We start from the raw sequence: 16,415 nt of genomic DNA on the forward strand, positions 1-16,415 counted from the left end.
TGTATGAATATTCATTTGCAAGTCTGTGATCGAAATCTTTCACTGAGAAGTGGAGGCAATGACGGCGGTATGTGACAATAGGGATAACTGCCGCACATTATGAGGAACGAGCCATGGCAAACCCGGAACACCTGGAAGAACAGCGTGAAGAGACGCGTCTGATTATCGAAGAGCTGCTGGAAGATGGCAGCGATCCGGACGCACTGTACACGATTGAGCATCACCTCTCTGCAGACGATTTCGAAACCCTGGAGAAAGTGGCGGTGGAAGCGTTTAAGCTGGGCTATGAAGTGACCGAGCCCGAAGAGCTGGAAGTGGAAGAGGGTGAAGTGGTCATCTGCTGCGATATTCTGAGCGAATGCGCCCTGAACGCAGAACTGATCGATGCCCAGGTGGAACAGCTGATGACGCTGGCAGAAAAATTTGACGTCGAGTATGACGGTTGGGGCACCTACTATGAGGACCCGAACGGTGAAGAAGACGGCGAGGATGACGAAGATTTTGTCGATGAAGACGACGATGGTGTTCGTCACTAAGTCGCAGATGATGTAGATGGATACGGCGGCGCCAGCCGCCGTATAGCAAGGAACTTCCATGGATTACCCGCAGATACTCTCCCCGATTATCAACTTCCTGCACTGCCCGACGCCGCAGGCGTGGATTGACGAAGCCCGCAAGCCGGAAAACCTGCCGCTGCTGCTGACCGACCATATGGTGTGCGAACTGAAAGCGGCGCAGAACGCCATGCTGCTGGTGCGTCGCTACGTCGCGGATAAAGCCGACGCCGACGAGCTGCTGGCCTGCCTGAAGCCGTATGAAGACTTCACCTACCGCCGGGGGCCGGAGCCGGATTTTGTCGCCCTGCATAAGCGGATCAACAAAAGCGCCATGCCGCAGACCGACGACCCGTGGGGCCGTCAGCTGCTGGACAGCATGATTTTGCTGATTAAAGAGGAGCTGCATCACTTCTGGCAGGTGCGGGAGATGATGCTGGCGCGCGATATCCCCTACGTCAAAATCACCGCCAGCAACTATGCCCGCGGCATGCGACGGGAGGTGCGCTCACATGAGCCGGTGATGCTGATCGATAAGCTTATCTGCGGCGCCTATATCGAGGCCCGCTCCTGCGAGCGCTTTGCGGCGCTGGCGCCGTGGCTGGACGACGATCTGCAGAAGTTCTATCTGTCGCTGCTGCGCTCGGAAGCGCGTCACTATCAGGACTACCTGGATCTGGCGCAGAAGATTGCCGGAGAAGATATCAGCGAACGGGTCCGCCAGCTCGGCGAGGCGGAAGCGGCGCTGATCCTCCGTCCGGAGGCCGAGTTCCGCTTTCACAGCGGCGTGCCGGCGGCGGCGTAGCCCACGCTGTTCGGCTCCCGTCGCCCCGGTCGCCACTCACGCCGGCAGTCTCAGTAGCCATGGGGGGAGAGATAGCGTTGAGAGCTTCAGCTCGCCATGGTACGGGCCGTAGGTCGGGTAAGGCGTTAGCCGCCACCCGACAAAAAAACGGCACCGCGAGCACGGGTAAGGTGCAAGCGGTGCCATCCGGGACATACCCCGGCTCGCGCTACGCTTAGCCGGGGTACCGGGGAGGCCCAGGGTAGTGATGCGTTACAGCGTTTTCAACATCCGCACTTCGCAGTCCACGTGGCCGGTGCAGCCCAGCGGACCGTCAATATGTTCGAAGCCAAGATGCTCATATAAGCCGATCGCCTCCGTCAGGAAGGCGGTGGTTTCCAGATAGCAGCGTTTAAACCCTTGCTCGCGGGCGTAGTCCAGCGCCAGCAGCGCCAGCTTCTTCGCCAGCCCCTGGCCGCGGGCGCTGGTCATGAAATACATTTTCTGCAGCTCGCAGATATCCGGCTCGCTGCAGGCGAGCGGCGCGACGCCGCCGCCGCCAACCACTTCTCCCTCTTTCTCCACCACCCAATAGGCCGAGCCTGGCTGGCTGTACAGCTCATACAGCTCATCGAGATTCGGGTCGGCGACCGTATAGCCTTTATCGGCCGTCAGGCCATATTCTGCGGATACCTGGCGGATGACGGCCGCTATCGCAGCGTTATCCTGTACCGCGATACGGCGTAAAGTAAAGGTCTGTGGCGCGGCAAGATTCATAGAATCACTCAATTTTAGCTTAAATAACCATATATTTCTTTAATACCATTATTCGTTTACAGGCGCAAGGTGCGCGTGAAATGTATTGCCGGGAAAATTCAAAATAATATATTCTGCTCGCTTAATGCCGATGCGCATTATTTATTATTTTTATATATGGTTTAAAGTACAAGGACGACTTTTTTATGAGTATGATTTCAGGGCAATTGCAGCGTTCTGGCCATTCTTTTGTTTTTCATGGTCAGGTCGGGCGCTATTTTATTATTTGTCTGGTTAATATTATTTTTTCTGTAATAACTTGTGGGTTATTTATTCCATGGGCATGGGTACGGAGTCGCCGTTATCTTTGTGAGAATATGGAGGTTAATGGCGCCCGCTTTGCCTATCACGGGCGCGGTATCACGATTTTACTCAGCTGGCTATTGATATTTGTCGTGCTGGTTTTACTCAGCTTAGCGCTTGCCATTTTCTCTCCCGGTAGCGAAGGGCTGGAGACGCTGGCATTTCTTATCCTGCTGCCGGTAATGATAATTAAGGGGTTAAGCTACCATGCGACGATGACCTCTTTCGCGAATATTCGCTTTGGGGTTCAGTGTCATCTGCTGCGCGGATGGTGGATTATGCTCGGCTTACCTTTGCTGATATACGTGCTAACAGCGGTGGTGTTCGCCATGCTGGGAAGTCGGCTCTTTTACAATGGCCTAAATAGCATGCTGCTGGGGATCGTTGTTCTGCTTTTGCTGGCGCTAGTTATTATGGCAATAACCAGCGGTGTGGTTTACAGCCACTGGCTTGATCTCATCGGCAAAGGCGCAACCTTAGGCAAAAATAAATTTAATATTTATGTGAGTACTAAGCGTTGTGTGGTGATTTTTTTATGGGCAACGGCGATTTTGTTGCCGTTTATCATCATTTTTATTGGCTTTTTATTTTCCGCATTCGCTCAACTGCTGACGGGCTGTATGTTTGGTCTGTGCAGTGAAGGTTCGGCACTGTTTATGGCATTGCGGCATCTTGGGGCGATATTAGGGGGATATATATTCCTCACTATCGGTATCGTGTTATCCATGGCATACCTTCGTGTGGCTTTACGTAATCACGCGATGAATAACCTGGTGCTGGGGGACAGCGTTCATTTTCGTTCCACCCTGACGTTTTTCGGTCTTGCTCCGCGTTTACTGGCGTTGACGTTTCTCACGCCGCTGACGCTGGGGCTGGCCTATCCCTGGTTCAAGATTGATTTGCTACGCTATATTGCTGAAAACACGACGATGGTCGGTGAGTTCGATTCGCTCGATCTGCAGCCGGCGGCACCACCGCAGCCGACGGTATCTGACAAACTATGCGGCGGTTTTTTTCCGATGCTGCCGTTCCTGTAATGTAAAAAGGCCGGAGCAAGCTCCGGCCTTTTTTCTATCGCGAGCAATTACAGCGCGGCGATCACCGCCTGCTGCTCAATCAGCTTCGCTTTCGCTTCCGCGTAGCCTTCCAGCTTCTCGCGCTCTTTGGCGATCACCGCTTCCGGCGCGCGGGCGACAAAGCCTTCGTTAGCCAGCTTGCTTTCGATGCGGCCAATTTCGCCTTCGATTTTGGCCACTTCTTTCGCCAGACGCGCCAGCTCATCTTCTTTGTTGATGAGGCCCGCCATCGGGATCAGCAGCTCGGCGCCGTCGACGATCTTGGTCACGGAGACCGGACCTTTATCATCGGCAGGCAGCACGGTAATGCTTTCCAGACGCGCCAGATTCAGCAGGAAGCTGCGGTTGTCGTTCACGCGACGCTCGGCCTCTTTGCTGCAGCCGCGCAGCAGCAGTTCCAGCGGTTTGCCCGGGGCGATGTTCATTTCCGCACGGATGTTACGTACGGCGACGATCGCCTGCTTCAGCCATTCGGTGTCGGCCAGCGCCGCGTCATCCACCTGAGAGGCATCATACTGCGGGAACGGCTGCAGCATGATGGTGTCGGCGGTGATCCCGCAGATGACCTTCACGCGCTGCCAGATGGTCTCGGTGATGAACGGAATGATCGGATGCGCCAGGCGCAGCAGACCTTCCAGCACGGTCACCAGCGTATGGCGAGTGCCGCGCAGTTCCGCTTCGCTGCCGCCGTTCATCACCGGCTTGGTCAGTTCCAGGTACCAGTCGCAGAACTGGTTCCAGGTGAACTCGTACAGGATGCCGGCGGCGATATCGAAGCGGAAGTTATCCAGCGCTTCGCGATACGCTTTGACGGTGTGGTTGAATTCCGCGAGGATCCAGCGGTCGGCCAGGGAGAGCACCCTCTCGCCGCCGTTGAAGCCGCAATCCTGATCTTCGGTGTTCATCAGCACGAAGCGGCTGGCGTTCCACAGCTTGTTACAGAAGTTACGGTAACCTTCCAGACGCTTCATATCCCAGTTGATGTCGCGGCCGGTAGAGGCCAGCGCCGCCAGGGTGAAGCGCAGGGCGTCGGTGCCGTGCGGCTCGATGCCGTTCGGGAACTGTTTCTCGGTGCGCTTACGGATTTTCTCCGCCAGCTGCGGCTGCATCATGTTGCCGGTACGTTTCTCCAGCAGCTCCGGCAGGGTGATGCCGTCAACCATATCCAGCGGGTCGATAACGTTACCCTTGGATTTGGACATCTTCTGGCCTTCGTCATCGCGGATCAGACCGGTCATGTAGACGGTCTTAAACGGCACCTGCGGTTTGCCGTTTTCATCTTTGATGAAGTGCATGGTCATCATGATCATGCGGGCGATCCAGAAGAAGATGATGTCGAAGCCGGAGACCATCACGCTGGTCGGGTGGAACTGACGCAGGGCGTCGGTGTTTTCCGGCCAGCCGAGAGTGGAGAAGGTCCACAGCGCGGAGGAGAACCAGGTATCCAGCACGTCTTCGTCCTGGCGCAGCGCCACGTCGGCGCCGAGGTTATTTTCCTGACGCACTTCGTCTTCGGTGCGGCCCACGTAAACGTTGCCGTCGTTGTCGTACCATGCCGGGATGCGGTGACCCCACCACAGCTGACGGGAGATACACCAGTCCTGAATATCGCGCATCCAGGAGAAGTACATGTTTTCGTACTGCTTCGGCACGAACTGAATGTCGCCGTTTTCAACGGCTTCCACCGCCGGCTTGGCCAGCACGTCCGCGCGCACGTACCACTGGTCGGTCAGCATCGGTTCGATAACCACGCCGCCGCGGTCGCCGTAAGGCACGGTCAGGTCGTGCGGTTTGATCTCTTCCAGCAGGCCGAGGGCGTCAACCGCCGCAACGACGGCTTTACGCGCCGCGAAGCGTTCCAGTTTCTGGAACTCCGCCGGGATCTCGCTGGAGTAGACGTCGGATTCATTGCCTTTGGTGTCGTACACTTCCGCGCTTTCGCGGATGTCGCCGTCAAAGGTCAGGATGTTGATCATCGGCAGCTGGTGACGACGACCCACTTCGTAGTCGTTAAAGTCGTGCGCCGGGGTGATCTTCACGCAGCCGGTGCCTTTTTCCATGTCGGCGTGTTCGTCGCCCACGATCGGGATGCGGCGGTTAACCAGCGGCAGCACCACGAATTTGCCAATCAGATCTTTGTAACGCGGATCTTCCGGGTTAACGGCCACGCCGGTATCGCCCAGCAGGGTTTCCGGACGGGTGGTGGCGACCACCAGGTAGTCTTTACCGTCAGCGGTTTTCGCGCCATCGGCCAGCGGATAGCGGATATGCCACATGGAGCCTTTAGACTCGCGGTTTTCCACTTCCAGATCGGAGATGGCGGTACGCAGTTTCGGGTCCCAGTTAACCAGGCGTTTGCCGCGGTAGATCAGGTCTTCCTTGTACAGGCGAACGAAGACTTCTTTCACGGCATTGGAAAGGCCTTCGTCCATGGTGAAGCGCTCGCGCTCCCAGTCAACGGAGTTGCCGAGACGGCGCATCTGACGGGTAATGGTGCCGCCGGATTCCGCTTTCCACTGCCAGATTTTGTCGATAAAGGCATCGCGGCCGTAGTCGTGACGGGTTTTCCCTTCTTCAGCGGCAATCTTACGCTCAACCACCATCTGGGTAGCGATACCCGCGTGGTCGGTCCCCGCCTGCCACAGGGTGTTTTTGCCCTGCATGCGCTGGTAGCGAATCATGGTATCCATGATGGTTTGCTGGAAGGCATGACCCATATGCAAACTGCCGGTGACGTTCGGCGGCGGGATCATGATGCAGAAGCTCTCCTGGCTTTCATCACCATTCGGTTTGAAATAGCCCTGCTTTTCCCAGTGCTCGTAAAGCGGCTGTTCGATATCTTGTGGGTTGTATGTCTTTTCCATTATTTCCAGGTTGCCGTGTTCAGGTTGAAACCAGCCATGCGGTACGCCTTATAGCGTTCGCGCGCCAGTTGTTTCAGATTTTCTTCGTAAGGGACAAAGTCTATCACTTCTGTGAAAGCGGTGGCAAAATCTGCAAAGTTAAGCCGCAGGCTGATCAGAATATCCCGCGGGCTGCTGTTGCGCTTTTGCGGCCAGGCAATCTCTACCGGCGCGCCGCCTCGCGGGCCTTCGCCCGCCAGATTGTGCGGCACAAAGCTCTCCGGTGGTCGCGACCACAGCGCCTCATCGAGACGAATCGCCTGCTGCTCATCTTCACAGGCGATCAGGACGCGCTTGCCGTTGCGCCAACGTTCTGCGGCAATGTCACACACCAACTGCTCGACGGCGCTCAGGCCTTCGACGGTGTCTTCGTTGTCCAGAAGATAGAACGTTGCGTTTTTCATATATGGGGCTTCTTGTTGTGGATTTAAATGTAAAGCCGGGCGGCGCTACGCTTACCCGGCTTACAAACGGCATCTTTCCGTAGGCCCGGTAAGCGTAGCGCCACCGGGCATCAGACGGCAATCACTCTTCGCCGTTAAAACCCGCGCGATTGAGCAGGAACTGCGACAGCAGCGCGACCGGACGACCGGTGGCGCCTTTGGCCTTACCGGAACGCCAGGCGGTGCCGGCGATGTCGAGGTGCGCCCAGTTGTACTTGCGGGTGAAGCGCGACAGGAAGCAGCCGGCGGTGATCGCGCCGCCAGGACGGCCGCCAATATTCGCCATATCGGCAAAGTTGGATTCCAGCTGATCCTGGAACTCGTCGGCCAGCGGCAGACGCCATGCGCGGTCGCCCGCCAGTTCAGAGGCGCCGATCAGCTCATGGGCCAGCGGGTTATGGTTCGACATCAGGCCGGTGATGTGATGGCCGAGGGCAATCACGCAGGCGCCGGTCAGCGTCGCGACATCGATAACCGCTTCCGGCTCGAAGCGCTCAACGTAGGTCAGCACGTCGCACAGCACCAGGCGGCCTTCGGCGTCGGTGTTGAGCACTTCCACCGTCTGGCCGGACATGGTGGTCAGAACATCGCCCGGGCGATAAGCGCGACCGCCAGGCATGTTTTCACAGCCCGCCAGCACGCCGATCACGTTCAGCGGCAGCTGCAGCTCAGCAACCATCCGCATCACGCCGTACACCGCCGCGGCGCCGCACATGTCGTACTTCATCTCGTCCATGCCTTCGGCCGGCTTGATGGAGATACCGCCGGAATCGAAGGTCAGGCCTTTACCGACCAGCACGATAGGGCGCGCGTCTTCCGACGGGTTGCCTTTATACTCGATGACCGACATCAGCGACTCGTTCTGCGAACCGTTGCCGACGGCGAGGTAGGCGTTCATTCCCAGCTCGCGCATCTGCTGTTCGCCGATCACCCGGGTGATAACATTTTTGCTATAGGTATCGGCCAGCTGGCGCGCCTGGGAGGCCAGATAGGCGGCGTTACAGATGTTCGGCGGCATGTTGCCGAGATCTTTCGCCGCTTTGATGCCGGCGGCGATCGCCAGCCCGTGCTGAATGGCGCGTTCGCCGCTGGTCAGCTCGCGACGGGTCGGCACGTTAAAGACCATTTTACGCAGCGGGCGACGCGGCTCGCTTTTGTTGGTCTTCAGCTGATCGAAGCTGTACAGCGTCTCTTTGGCGGTTTCCACCGCCTGGCGAACTTTCCAGTAGTTGTTACGACCCTTGACGTGCAGCTCGGTCAGGAAGCAGACTGCCTCCATTGAACCGGTATCATTCAGGGTATTGATGGTTTTCTGGATGACCTGCTTGTACTGACGCTCATCCAGTTCGCGCTCTTTGCCGCAGCCAATCAGCAGAATGCGCTCAGACAGAATGTTCGGCACATGGTGCAGCAATAACGTCTGGCCAGGTTTGCCTTCCAGCTCGCCGCGACGCAGCAGGGCGCTGATGTAGCCGTCGCTGATTTTATCGAGTTGTTCGGCGATGGGGGAGAGGCGACGTGGTTCAAAGACGCCGACCACGATACAGGCGCTCCGCTGCTTCTCCGGGCTACCGCTTTTTACACTGAACTCCATGCACTATGCTCCTGAATCTTAAAGACAACAGTGGTGGCTACGGCTATACTCGTCGCCTTTCAAGTTGCAGATGCGCCGGCTGCGCCTGCTTACCCTGACGTGGCACATTGTGCGCGCCAGGGGCCACAGCCCTGCTGCCTTCTTACAACTCGAAATCCATTGAGTATATAATTGCAAGCTTTCGTAACTCATGTCCGCTGTTGCGGTGACTTCGTGTTAATCTTAACGTTAATAAGGCCTGGGTTCGTCAGAAAAGATCCTGACATGCAGAACCGATGAGTCATTTAATCTTAGCGACGTTTTCGACGACCAAAGAGAATAAATGACGTTTAAGCCATGAAACAAGCAATTTTCCTGCACTAAAACGGGTTTTTACGGGCGTATTTATAGTGATAATCATAAGATATCTGGTTCGTGAGACGCTGAAAAGCCAGTTGGCGATCCTATTCATCCTGTTACTGATTTTCTTTTGCCAGAAATTAGTCAGGATCCTCGGCGCTGCGGTGGATGGCGATATCCCAACCAATCTGGTGCTCTCGCTGCTGGGGCTCGGCATCCCGGAGATGGCGCAGCTTATCCTGCCGTTAAGTCTGTTCCTTGGCCTGCTGATGACCCTCGGCAAGCTGTACACCGAAAGCGAAATTACGGTGATGCACGCCTGCGGCCTGAGTAAAGCCGTATTGATCAAGGCGGCGATGATCCTCGCGCTGTTCACCGGCGCGGTGGCGGCGGTCAACGTGATGTGGGCGGGGCCGTGGTCGTCGCGCCATCAGGATGAAGTGCTGGCGGAAGCCAAGGCCAACCCCGGCATGGCCGCGCTGGCCCAGGGCCAGTTCCAGCAGGCCAGCGATGGTAACGCGGTCATGTTTATCGAGAGCGTGAACGGCAACCGCTTCCATGACGTCTTCCTTGCCCAGCTGCGCCCGAAAGGCAACGCGCGCCCCTCCGTGGTGGTGGCGGATTCCGGCGAGCTGTCGCAGCAGAAAGACGGTTCGCAGGTGGTGACCCTCAATAAGGGCACCCGCTTTGAAGGCACCGCGATGCTGCGCGATTTCCGCATCACCGACTTCAATAACTATCAGGCCATTATCGGCCACCAGGCGGTGGCCGCCGATCCGGACGACACCGAACAGATGGATATGCGCACCCTGTGGCAGACCCACACCGATCGTGCGCGCGCCGAACTGCACTGGCGCTTCACGCTGGTGGCGACCGTCTTCATTATGGCGCTGATGGTGGTGCCGCTCAGCGTGGTCAACCCGCGCCAGGGCCGCGTGCTGTCGATGCTGCCGGCGATGCTGCTCTACCTGGTGTTCTTCCTGCTGCAGACCTCGATTAAGTCGAACGGCGGCAAAGGCAAAATGGACCCGGCTATCTGGATGTGGGCGATTAACCTGCTCTATTTTGCGCTGGCGGTGCTGTTAAACCTGTGGGACACGGTGCCGATGCGCCGCTTCCGCGCCCGTTTTAATAAAGGAGCGGCCTGATGCAGGCGTTTGGCGTACTTGACCGTTATATCGGTAAGACGATTTTCAACACCATCATGATGACCCTGTTCATGCTGGTGTCGCTCTCCGGCATTATCAAGTTTGTCGATCAGCTGAAAAAGTCCGGGCAGGGCAGTTACGATGCGCTGGGCGCTGGCCTCTACACTATCCTCAGCGTGCCGAAAGACATCCAGATCTTCTTCCCGATGGCGGCGCTGCTTGGCGCGCTGCTGGGGCTGGGGATGCTGGCCCAGCGCAGCGAGCTGGTGGTGATGCAGGCGTCCGGTTTCACCCGGCTGCAGGTGGCGCTGGCGGTGATGAAAACCGCGATCCCGCTGGTGCTGTTGACCATGGCGATCGGCGAGTGGGTGGCGCCGCAGGGCGAACAGATGGCGCGCAACTACCGCGCCCAGCAGATGTACGGCGGTTCGCTGCTTTCCACCCAGCAGGGGCTGTGGGCGAAAGATGGCCATAACTTTGTCTATATCGAACGGGTAAAAGGTAACGATGAGCTGGGGGGCGTCAGCATTTATGCCTTCAACCCGGAGCGTCGTTTACAGTCGGTGCGCTATGCCGCCTCGGCAAAATTCGATAGCGAGAATAAAGTGTGGCGCCTGTCGCAGGTGGATGAATCCGATCTGACCGATCCGAAGCAGGTGACCGGGTCGCAGATGGTGAGCGGCACCTGGAAAACCAACCTGACGCCGGACAAGCTCGGCGTGGTAGCCCTGGATCCGGACGCGCTGTCGATCAGCGGGCTGCACAACTATGTGAAATACCTGAAGTCCAGCGGCCAGGATCCGGGACGCTACCAGCTCAATATGTGGAGCAAAATCTTCCAGCCGCTGTCGGTGGCGGTGATGATGCTGATGGCGCTGTCGTTTATCTTTGGCCCGCTGCGTAGCGTGCCGATGGGCGTCAGGGTGGTGACCGGGATTAGCTTCGGCTTTATCTTCTACGTGCTGGATCAGATTTTCGGCCCGCTGACCCTGGTGTACGGCATACCGCCGATCATCGGCGCCCTGTTGCCAAGCGCCAGCTTCTTCCTGATAAGCCTCTGGCTGATGATGCGCAAGGCCTAGCGGACTCGGCTACGGAACGTAAGCCCCCTCAACGATGAGGGGGCTTTTTTTTAGCGCTTGCGGCCGCCCAGCAGACTGCCCAGCATGCCGCGGACGATCTGATTGGTGACCTGGCGAACCGCGCTTTTCGCCGCGGTCTGCACGATACCGTCGCGTTTGCCGCCGCGCGGGCCGGTGCTGCCGAACAGGATATCTTTCAGGCCGCCGAGCAGCCCATCGTCTTCCCCGCTCTGCTGACCCTTCGCCGGCGGAGCCGACTGCTGCTCGGTAGTGACCTGCACCCCTTGCTGCAGCATCTCGAAGGCCGACTCGCGGTCCACCTCTTCTTCATACTTGCCGTACAGCGGCGAGTGATTCAGCAGGCCATTGCGCTCATCATCGCTGACCGGCCCCATTCGCGAGCAGGGGGCGATAACCATCGCCCGCTCGACCACCGAGGGGCTGCCTTTCTCATCGAGGAAGGAGATCAGCGCCTCGCCGGTGCCCAGCTCCTGGATCGCCTGCTCGGTACTGAAGGCCGGGTTGGCGCGCATGGTCTGGGCGGCGGTTTTCACCGCTTTCTGATCCTTCGGCGTAAAGGCGCGCAGCGCGTGCTGTACGCGGTTGCCCAACTGGCCGAGCACGGCGTCGGGTATATCCGCCGGGTTCTGCGAGACAAAATAGACGCCGACGCCCTTGGAGCGAATAAGACGGATCACCTGTTCGATTTTATCCAGCAGCACCTGCGGCGCGTCGTTGAACAGCAGATGCGCCTCATCGAAGAAGAACACCAGTTTGGGCTTGTCGAGATCGCCCGCCTCCGGCAGACGCTCGTACAGCTCGGAGAGCATCCACAGCAGGCTGGCGGCGTAGAGCTTCGGCATCTGGTAGAGCTTTTCGGCGCTGAGGATATTGATTATCCCTTTGCCGCTGGCATCGACGCGCATCCAGTCGGCAATATCCAGCATCGGCTCGCCGAAGAAGTGCCCGGCGCCCTGTTGCTCCAGGGTCAACAGTCCGCGCTGGATGGCGCCGACCGAGGCGCTGCTGATATTGCCATACTGGTTCTGGAAAGATTTGGCGTTGTCGCCGATAAACTGGGTGATGGCGCGGAGGTCTTTGAAGTCGAGCAGCAGCAGACCGCGGTCGTCCGCGATGCGGAAAATAATGTTCAGCACGCCGCTCTGAACCTCATTGAGATTGAGCAGGCGCGCCAGCAGCAGGGGGCCAAGATCGGAGACCGTCGCCCGAACCGGGTGGCCCTTCTCGCCAAAGATATCCCAGAGTACCACCGGGTTGGCGTGCGGCTCCCAGTCGCTGACGCCGATCTTCTCCAGCCGCGCCTGCAGTTTCTCTGAGCTCTGCCCTGCGGCGGCAATGCCGGTCAGGTCGCCCTTGACGTCCGCCATAAATACCGGCACGCCAATTTCCGAGAACGACTCAGCCAGCTTTTGCAGGGTGACGGTTTTACCGGTGCCGGTCGCACCGGTGATCAGCCCATGGCGGTTGGCCATCGCGGGCAACAAATAGAGCGCGTTATCCAGCGTGCGCGCAATCAACAGGGGTGAGCTCATGATCGATTCCTCCATTTATCCTGCGACGATTATAGGCAACCTCGTCGTCCGGCGTTGGGGAAATCGTCACGCGCCGCGCACGCTGTCGCGAGAGGCCTCAGGCGCAGTGGCGTTGGATAAGCGCAATGCTCTGCTCAATTTCGCGCTCGATATCCGCTTCGCTCCACTGCGCCAGCTCGGGAGCGAAGGGTTCAAAAGCGTATACCCCCTGATAGCCGCGGGCTTCCAGCGCTTTAACCTGCTCGCAGGTGCCGAGGCGATCCTGCGGCGTCAGCATGATGCGCTCGGCATCGGTGAGCTGCTCGCGCGGACGGGTATCGTCCACCCCGGAGAGGTGCACCAGACCGATGTCCGCTACTTCCACCTGGCTGAACTCGTCCGCCGCCTGCGGGTAGAGATGGTGATGGAAGGTGTCGATCAGCAGCTTAAACGGCACGCGGGCGTCATGGATCAGCGTCTGCGCCTGGTGCGCCGATCGCAGCGAGCTTTGCGGGAAGCCCAGCGGCTCCACCAGACCGTGGATGCCGTAGAAGGCGAACAGCGGCGCCAGGTCGCGCAGGGCGCTCAGAGTATCGCTGGCCGGCACCTCGCTGCCGTCGTTGAGCGGGCAAAGCACCAGCGATTTGGCGCCAATGGCCTGGGCCTCTTTCAGCAGCGACTCGGTCAGCTGCCGCACCTCTTCGCTACGGCGGTTAAAGGGATAGACCGCGTTAATCGTCAGGATCTCGATGTGGTAACGCGCCGCCAGCTCGCGCACCTGCTGATGGCTCAGATCGTCGGTCACTTTCCCGCTGGGTAAATCGTTGCGCAGCTCGACTTTATTCAGGCCCAGACGGTTCACCAGACGGAAAAACGCTTCAATGCTGAGCGCTGGCGCGATTTTGCGGTTAATACAAAAACGTTGCATTGCGATGGCCATAGGACACTCCTGACGGAAGAGGGTTGGGTTCGTTCAATTGGCTAACAGTCAAAACGTTTATTCCAAAATAAGCAAGAATGAAAATGATGATTGTTTGAGCTGCCTCGCAAAATATTCCCGGCTGCCGCGGCGGGAGCGACCGGGACCGGGAGCCAGGTATCGCGAGGCGGCGCGGCTCGATGGGGGAAGCGCGTAAGCGATGCGTGAGCGCAAAATGCGACTGTTATCACCAAAATGAAATTTCATTTCACAACAATGTTGAAATATAAATTTCATTTTACTACGGTTATAGCACAGCAGAATCAGCGACGGGCCGGCGTGCGCTGGCCCTCTTCACTATGAGGCGAGAACATGACGATCACAGGAAACTTTATTGGCGGGAAAACCGTTATCAGCAGCAGCAACGAAACGATGCCGGTTTACGATCCGGCGACGGGCAAAGCGGTGCGCGAAGTCACGGTATCGACCGCGCAGGAAGTCTCTGAGGCGATTCAGGTTGCTCGCGATGCGTTTGACAGCTGGTCTCGCACCACGCCGCTGCGCCGCGCCCGCGTGCTGTTCAACTTTAAAATGTTGCTGGAGCAGCACGTGGAAGAGCTGGCGGGGATCATCGTCAGCGAGCACGGCAAAGTGTGGTCGGATGCGCTGGGCGAGCTGACCCGCGGCATGGAAGTGGTCGAATTCGCCTGCGGGATCCCGCACCTGATTAAAGGCGAATACTCCTCTGACGTCGGCACCGGCGTCGACAGCTACTCGTTGATGCAGCCGCTGGGCGTGGTGGCCGGGATCACCCCGTTCAACTTCCCGGCGATGGTGCCGATGTGGATGTTCCCGCTGGCGCTGGCCTGCGGCAACAGCTTCGTCCTCAAGCCGCCGGCGCTGGCGCCGACGGCCGCCGTGCGTCTGGCAGAGCTGCTGAAAGAGGCCGGTCTGCCGGACGGCGTGTTTAACGTCGTGCACTGCAGCAATGAAGATGCCGAGCAGCTGTACACTGACCCGCGCATTGCGGCGGTGAGCTTCGTCGGCTCCTCCGGCGTGGCGGAGTATATCTATAAGACCGCCAGTGCCCACGGCAAGCGCGTGCAGGCCTTCGGCGCCGCCAAGAACCACGCGATAGTGATGCCGGATGCCGATCTCGACGCCACCGTTAACGCCATTATGGGCGGCGCCTTCGGTTCCGCAGGAGAGCGCTGCATGGCGCTGCCGGTGGTGGTGGCGGTGGGAGATGAAACCGCCGACAAACTGATCGCTCGCCTGAAGCCGCTGGTGGAAGCGCTGAAAGTGGGCCCGGGCTGCATGCGCGGCCAGGAAGAGAACGAGATGGGGCCGGTGGTGTCTGATACTCATCAGAAAAAAGTGCTCGGCTATATTGATAAAGGCGAAAGCGAAGGGGCAAAACTGGTGGTCGATGGCCGCAAACTGCGCGTGCCGGGCTACGACGCGGGCTATTATATCGGCGGCACCCTGTTCGATCACGTCACCCCGGAGATGACCATCTGGCGCGAAGAGATCTTTGGCCCGGTGCTGGGGATTGTGCGCGCGGCGGACTATGACAGCGCCCTCGAACTGGTTAACAGCCACGAGTTTGGCAACGGCAGCGCCGTCTTCACCAGCAACGGCCACACCGCGCGTGAATTCGTCCACGACGTGCAGGCGGGGATGGTCGGGGTGAACGTGCCGGTCCCGGTGCCGATGGCGTTCCACAGCTTCGGCGGCTGGAAGCGCTCAGTGTTTGGCGCGCTGAATGTCCACGGGCCGGACGGCGTGCGCTTCTACACGCGCATGAAGACCGCCACCGTACGCTGGCCGGCAGGGCAGCAGACCGTATCTGAATTCAGCATGCCGACGTTAGGTTAATCGGCGAAGGAGAGCGCCATGTCGTTACTGGCTAAATCGCGAAAAGAGGGACAGATCCAGCATATTACGCCGCAAAGCGCCGGTTGGCGCTATATCGGCTTTGATGTCTGGATGTTGAAAAAAGGGCAGACCGTGACGCTGGAGAGCGGCGATCGCGAGCTGTGCCTGGTGCTGGTCGCTGGCCTGGCGTCGGTGAAAACGCAGCAGGCCGATTTCCCGAATCTCGGTAAACGGATGTCGCCGTTTGAACGTACCCCGCCGTGGTCGGTATACGTGCCGCCGCAGGATCGGGTCGAGGTGACCGCCGATTCCGATCTGGAGCTGGCGGTGTGCAGCGCGCCGGGCAAAGGCAGCTTCCCGGCACGCCTGATTCGGCCGGAAGACGTCGGCGTGGAGCACCGCGGGAAAGGGCGCAACCAGCGCCGGGTGCATAATATTCTGCCGGACAGCGCCGAGGCGGATTGCCTGCTGGTGGTCGAGGTCTACACCGACGAAGGGGCCACCAGCTCGTGGCCGTCGCATAAGCACGATACCGCCCAGCCGGGCAAAGAGACGCAGCTGGAAGAGACCTACTATCACCGCTTCGATCCGCCGCAGGGCTTTGCCTTCCAGCGGGTCTACACCGACGACCGCAGCCTGGACGCCTGCATGGCGCCCTATAACCACGATGTGGTGATGGTGCCGCGCGGTTACCATCCGGTGGCGGCGATTGCCGGTTACGACAGCTACTATCTGAACGTCATGGCCGGGCCGGATCGGAAATGGCTGTTCACCTGGGAAGAGGACCACGCCTGGATCAACACCCCGGAATATCCGCGCCACGACTAACGTGACGCGCAGACGCCGATAAAAAAGGCCGGTTAGCGATGCTAACCGGCCTTCTTGTCAATGCGCTGCGAGTGTTTTTTCGCGAAAGGCTCCGCGGAATCCCACTCCCAGGCCCGGCAAGCGCAGCGCCGCCGGGCAGTCAGGCACCGTACCCGTGGCCGTGCCGGATGGCGCTACGCTTATCCGGCCTACGGGGTCCTCTCACAGGCTCATACC

The 16,415-nt window shown here is 58.8% G+C and carries 13 protein-coding genes; 7 read left to right on the forward strand and 6 right to left on the reverse strand.

What is annotated here, in order from left to right:
* Positions 1–113 precede the first annotated feature (113 nt).
* Positions 114–536 (forward strand): ribonuclease E inhibitor RraB, encoded by a 423-nt coding sequence (gene rraB / locus ABLV52_RS23180; protein ID WP_023291768.1) that lies wholly within the window; start codon positions 114–116, stop codon positions 534–536.
* A 58-nt stretch (positions 537–594) separates the two neighbouring features.
* Positions 595–1,359: a tRNA isopentenyl-2-thiomethyl-A-37 hydroxylase MiaE gene (gene miaE, locus ABLV52_RS23185; protein ID WP_023291769.1), complete on the forward strand. Its 765-nt coding sequence runs from the start codon at positions 595–597 to the stop codon at positions 1,357–1,359.
* A 252-nt stretch (positions 1,360–1,611) separates the two neighbouring features.
* Here miaE and ABLV52_RS23190 read toward each other — a convergent pair whose 3' ends face one another.
* Positions 1,612–2,115 carry a GNAT family N-acetyltransferase gene (locus ABLV52_RS23190; protein WP_032454663.1) on the reverse strand — a complete coding sequence of 168 codons (504 nt, stop codon included), beginning with the start codon at positions 2,113–2,115 and terminating at the stop codon, positions 1,612–1,614.
* A gap of 185 nt (positions 2,116–2,300) precedes the next feature.
* Here ABLV52_RS23190 and ABLV52_RS23195 point away from each other — a divergent pair, with 185 nt between their 5' ends.
* Positions 2,301–3,494, forward strand: coding sequence for a DUF898 family protein (locus ABLV52_RS23195; RefSeq protein ID WP_072013443.1), 1,194 nt, complete (start codon positions 2,301–2,303; stop codon positions 3,492–3,494).
* Between the two features lie 47 nt (positions 3,495–3,541).
* Here ABLV52_RS23195 and ABLV52_RS23200 read toward each other — a convergent pair whose 3' ends face one another.
* The 3 genes from ABLV52_RS23200 to pepA all read right to left on the reverse strand — a co-directional run bounded on the left by ABLV52_RS23200 (position 3,542) and on the right by pepA (position 8,473).
* On the reverse strand, positions 3,542–6,397 hold the full coding sequence (locus ABLV52_RS23200) for a valine--tRNA ligase (protein WP_044525210.1): 2,856 nt from the start codon (positions 6,395–6,397) through the stop codon (positions 3,542–3,544).
* Positions 6,397–6,840 carry a DNA polymerase III subunit chi gene (holC, locus tag ABLV52_RS23205; protein WP_048296514.1) on the reverse strand — a complete coding sequence of 148 codons (444 nt, stop codon included), beginning with the start codon at positions 6,838–6,840 and terminating at the stop codon, positions 6,397–6,399. Before holC ends, ABLV52_RS23200 begins: the two co-directional genes overlap by 1 nt.
* 121 nt (positions 6,841–6,961) lie before the next feature.
* Complete coding sequence (gene pepA / locus ABLV52_RS23210) at positions 6,962–8,473, reverse strand: leucyl aminopeptidase (RefSeq protein WP_004206531.1); 1,512 nt, start codon at positions 8,471–8,473, stop codon at positions 6,962–6,964.
* A gap of 389 nt (positions 8,474–8,862) precedes the next feature.
* Here pepA and lptF point away from each other — a divergent pair, with 389 nt between their 5' ends.
* The gene (gene lptF / locus ABLV52_RS23215) at positions 8,863–9,960 is read left to right on the forward strand and encodes an LPS export ABC transporter permease LptF (protein ID WP_023291773.1); all 1,098 of its coding nucleotides are present in this window, start codon (positions 8,863–8,865) and stop codon (positions 9,958–9,960) included.
* Positions 9,960–11,042 (forward strand): LPS export ABC transporter permease LptG, encoded by a 1,083-nt coding sequence (lptG, locus tag ABLV52_RS23220; RefSeq protein WP_002886956.1) that lies wholly within the window; start codon positions 9,960–9,962, stop codon positions 11,040–11,042. The genes lptF and lptG overlap by 1 nt, the downstream gene beginning before the upstream one ends.
* 50 nt (positions 11,043–11,092) lie before the next feature.
* On the opposite strand, the gene ABLV52_RS23225 is transcribed toward lptG, so the two are convergent.
* Together ABLV52_RS23225 and ABLV52_RS23230 are read right to left on the reverse strand one after the other, a co-directional pair.
* The gene (locus tag ABLV52_RS23225; protein WP_032454666.1) at positions 11,093–12,595 is read right to left on the reverse strand and encodes a helicase HerA-like C-terminal domain-containing protein; all 1,503 of its coding nucleotides are present in this window, start codon (positions 12,593–12,595) and stop codon (positions 11,093–11,095) included.
* A 97-nt stretch (positions 12,596–12,692) separates the two neighbouring features.
* Positions 12,693–13,514, reverse strand: a complete 822-nt coding sequence (locus tag ABLV52_RS23230) for a TIM barrel protein (protein WP_044525212.1) — start codon at positions 13,512–13,514, stop codon at positions 12,693–12,695.
* 351 nt (positions 13,515–13,865) lie between these two features.
* Here ABLV52_RS23230 and ABLV52_RS23235 point away from each other — a divergent pair, with 351 nt between their 5' ends.
* A complete protein-coding gene (locus tag ABLV52_RS23235; RefSeq protein WP_023291776.1) occupies positions 13,866–15,371 on the forward strand; it encodes a CoA-acylating methylmalonate-semialdehyde dehydrogenase in 1,506 nt (501 codons plus the stop codon).
* Positions 15,372–15,389: 18 nt separating this feature from the next.
* Positions 15,390–16,199 (forward strand): 5-deoxy-glucuronate isomerase, encoded by an 810-nt coding sequence (gene iolB, locus ABLV52_RS23240; RefSeq protein WP_023291777.1) that lies wholly within the window; start codon positions 15,390–15,392, stop codon positions 16,197–16,199.
* Positions 16,200–16,415 lie beyond the last annotated feature (216 nt).

The sequence above is a fragment of the Klebsiella sp. GB_Kp056 genome (assembly GCF_040064755.1).
Lineage (GTDB): Bacteria > Pseudomonadota > Gammaproteobacteria > Enterobacterales > Enterobacteriaceae > Klebsiella > Klebsiella quasipneumoniae.

What these genes read in the sequence shown, in the direction of transcription:
- rraB (WP_023291768.1), top strand. Translation starts at nt 114, where the DNA reads ATGGCAAACCCGGAACACCTGGAAGAACAGCGTGAAGAGACGCGTCTG.
- miaE (WP_023291769.1), top strand. Translation starts at nt 595, where the DNA reads ATGGATTACCCGCAGATACTCTCCCCGATTATCAACTTCCTGCACTGC.
- ABLV52_RS23190 (WP_032454663.1), bottom strand. Translation starts at nt 2,115, where the DNA reads ATGAATCTTGCCGCGCCACAGACCTTTACTTTACGCCGTATCGCGGTA.
- ABLV52_RS23195 (WP_072013443.1), top strand. Translation starts at nt 2,301, where the DNA reads ATGAGTATGATTTCAGGGCAATTGCAGCGTTCTGGCCATTCTTTTGTT.
- ABLV52_RS23200 (WP_044525210.1), bottom strand. Translation starts at nt 6,397, where the DNA reads ATGGAAAAGACATACAACCCACAAGATATCGAACAGCCGCTTTACGAG.
- holC (WP_048296514.1), bottom strand. Translation starts at nt 6,840, where the DNA reads ATGAAAAACGCAACGTTCTATCTTCTGGACAACGAAGACACCGTCGAA.
- pepA (WP_004206531.1), bottom strand. Translation starts at nt 8,473, where the DNA reads ATGGAGTTCAGTGTAAAAAGCGGTAGCCCGGAGAAGCAGCGGAGCGCC.
- lptG (WP_002886956.1), top strand. Translation starts at nt 9,960, where the DNA reads ATGCAGGCGTTTGGCGTACTTGACCGTTATATCGGTAAGACGATTTTC.
- ABLV52_RS23225 (WP_032454666.1), bottom strand. Translation starts at nt 12,595, where the DNA reads ATGAGCTCACCCCTGTTGATTGCGCGCACGCTGGATAACGCGCTCTAT.
- ABLV52_RS23230 (WP_044525212.1), bottom strand. Translation starts at nt 13,514, where the DNA reads ATGGCCATCGCAATGCAACGTTTTTGTATTAACCGCAAAATCGCGCCA.
- ABLV52_RS23235 (WP_023291776.1), top strand. Translation starts at nt 13,866, where the DNA reads ATGACGATCACAGGAAACTTTATTGGCGGGAAAACCGTTATCAGCAGC.
- iolB (WP_023291777.1), top strand. Translation starts at nt 15,390, where the DNA reads ATGTCGTTACTGGCTAAATCGCGAAAAGAGGGACAGATCCAGCATATT.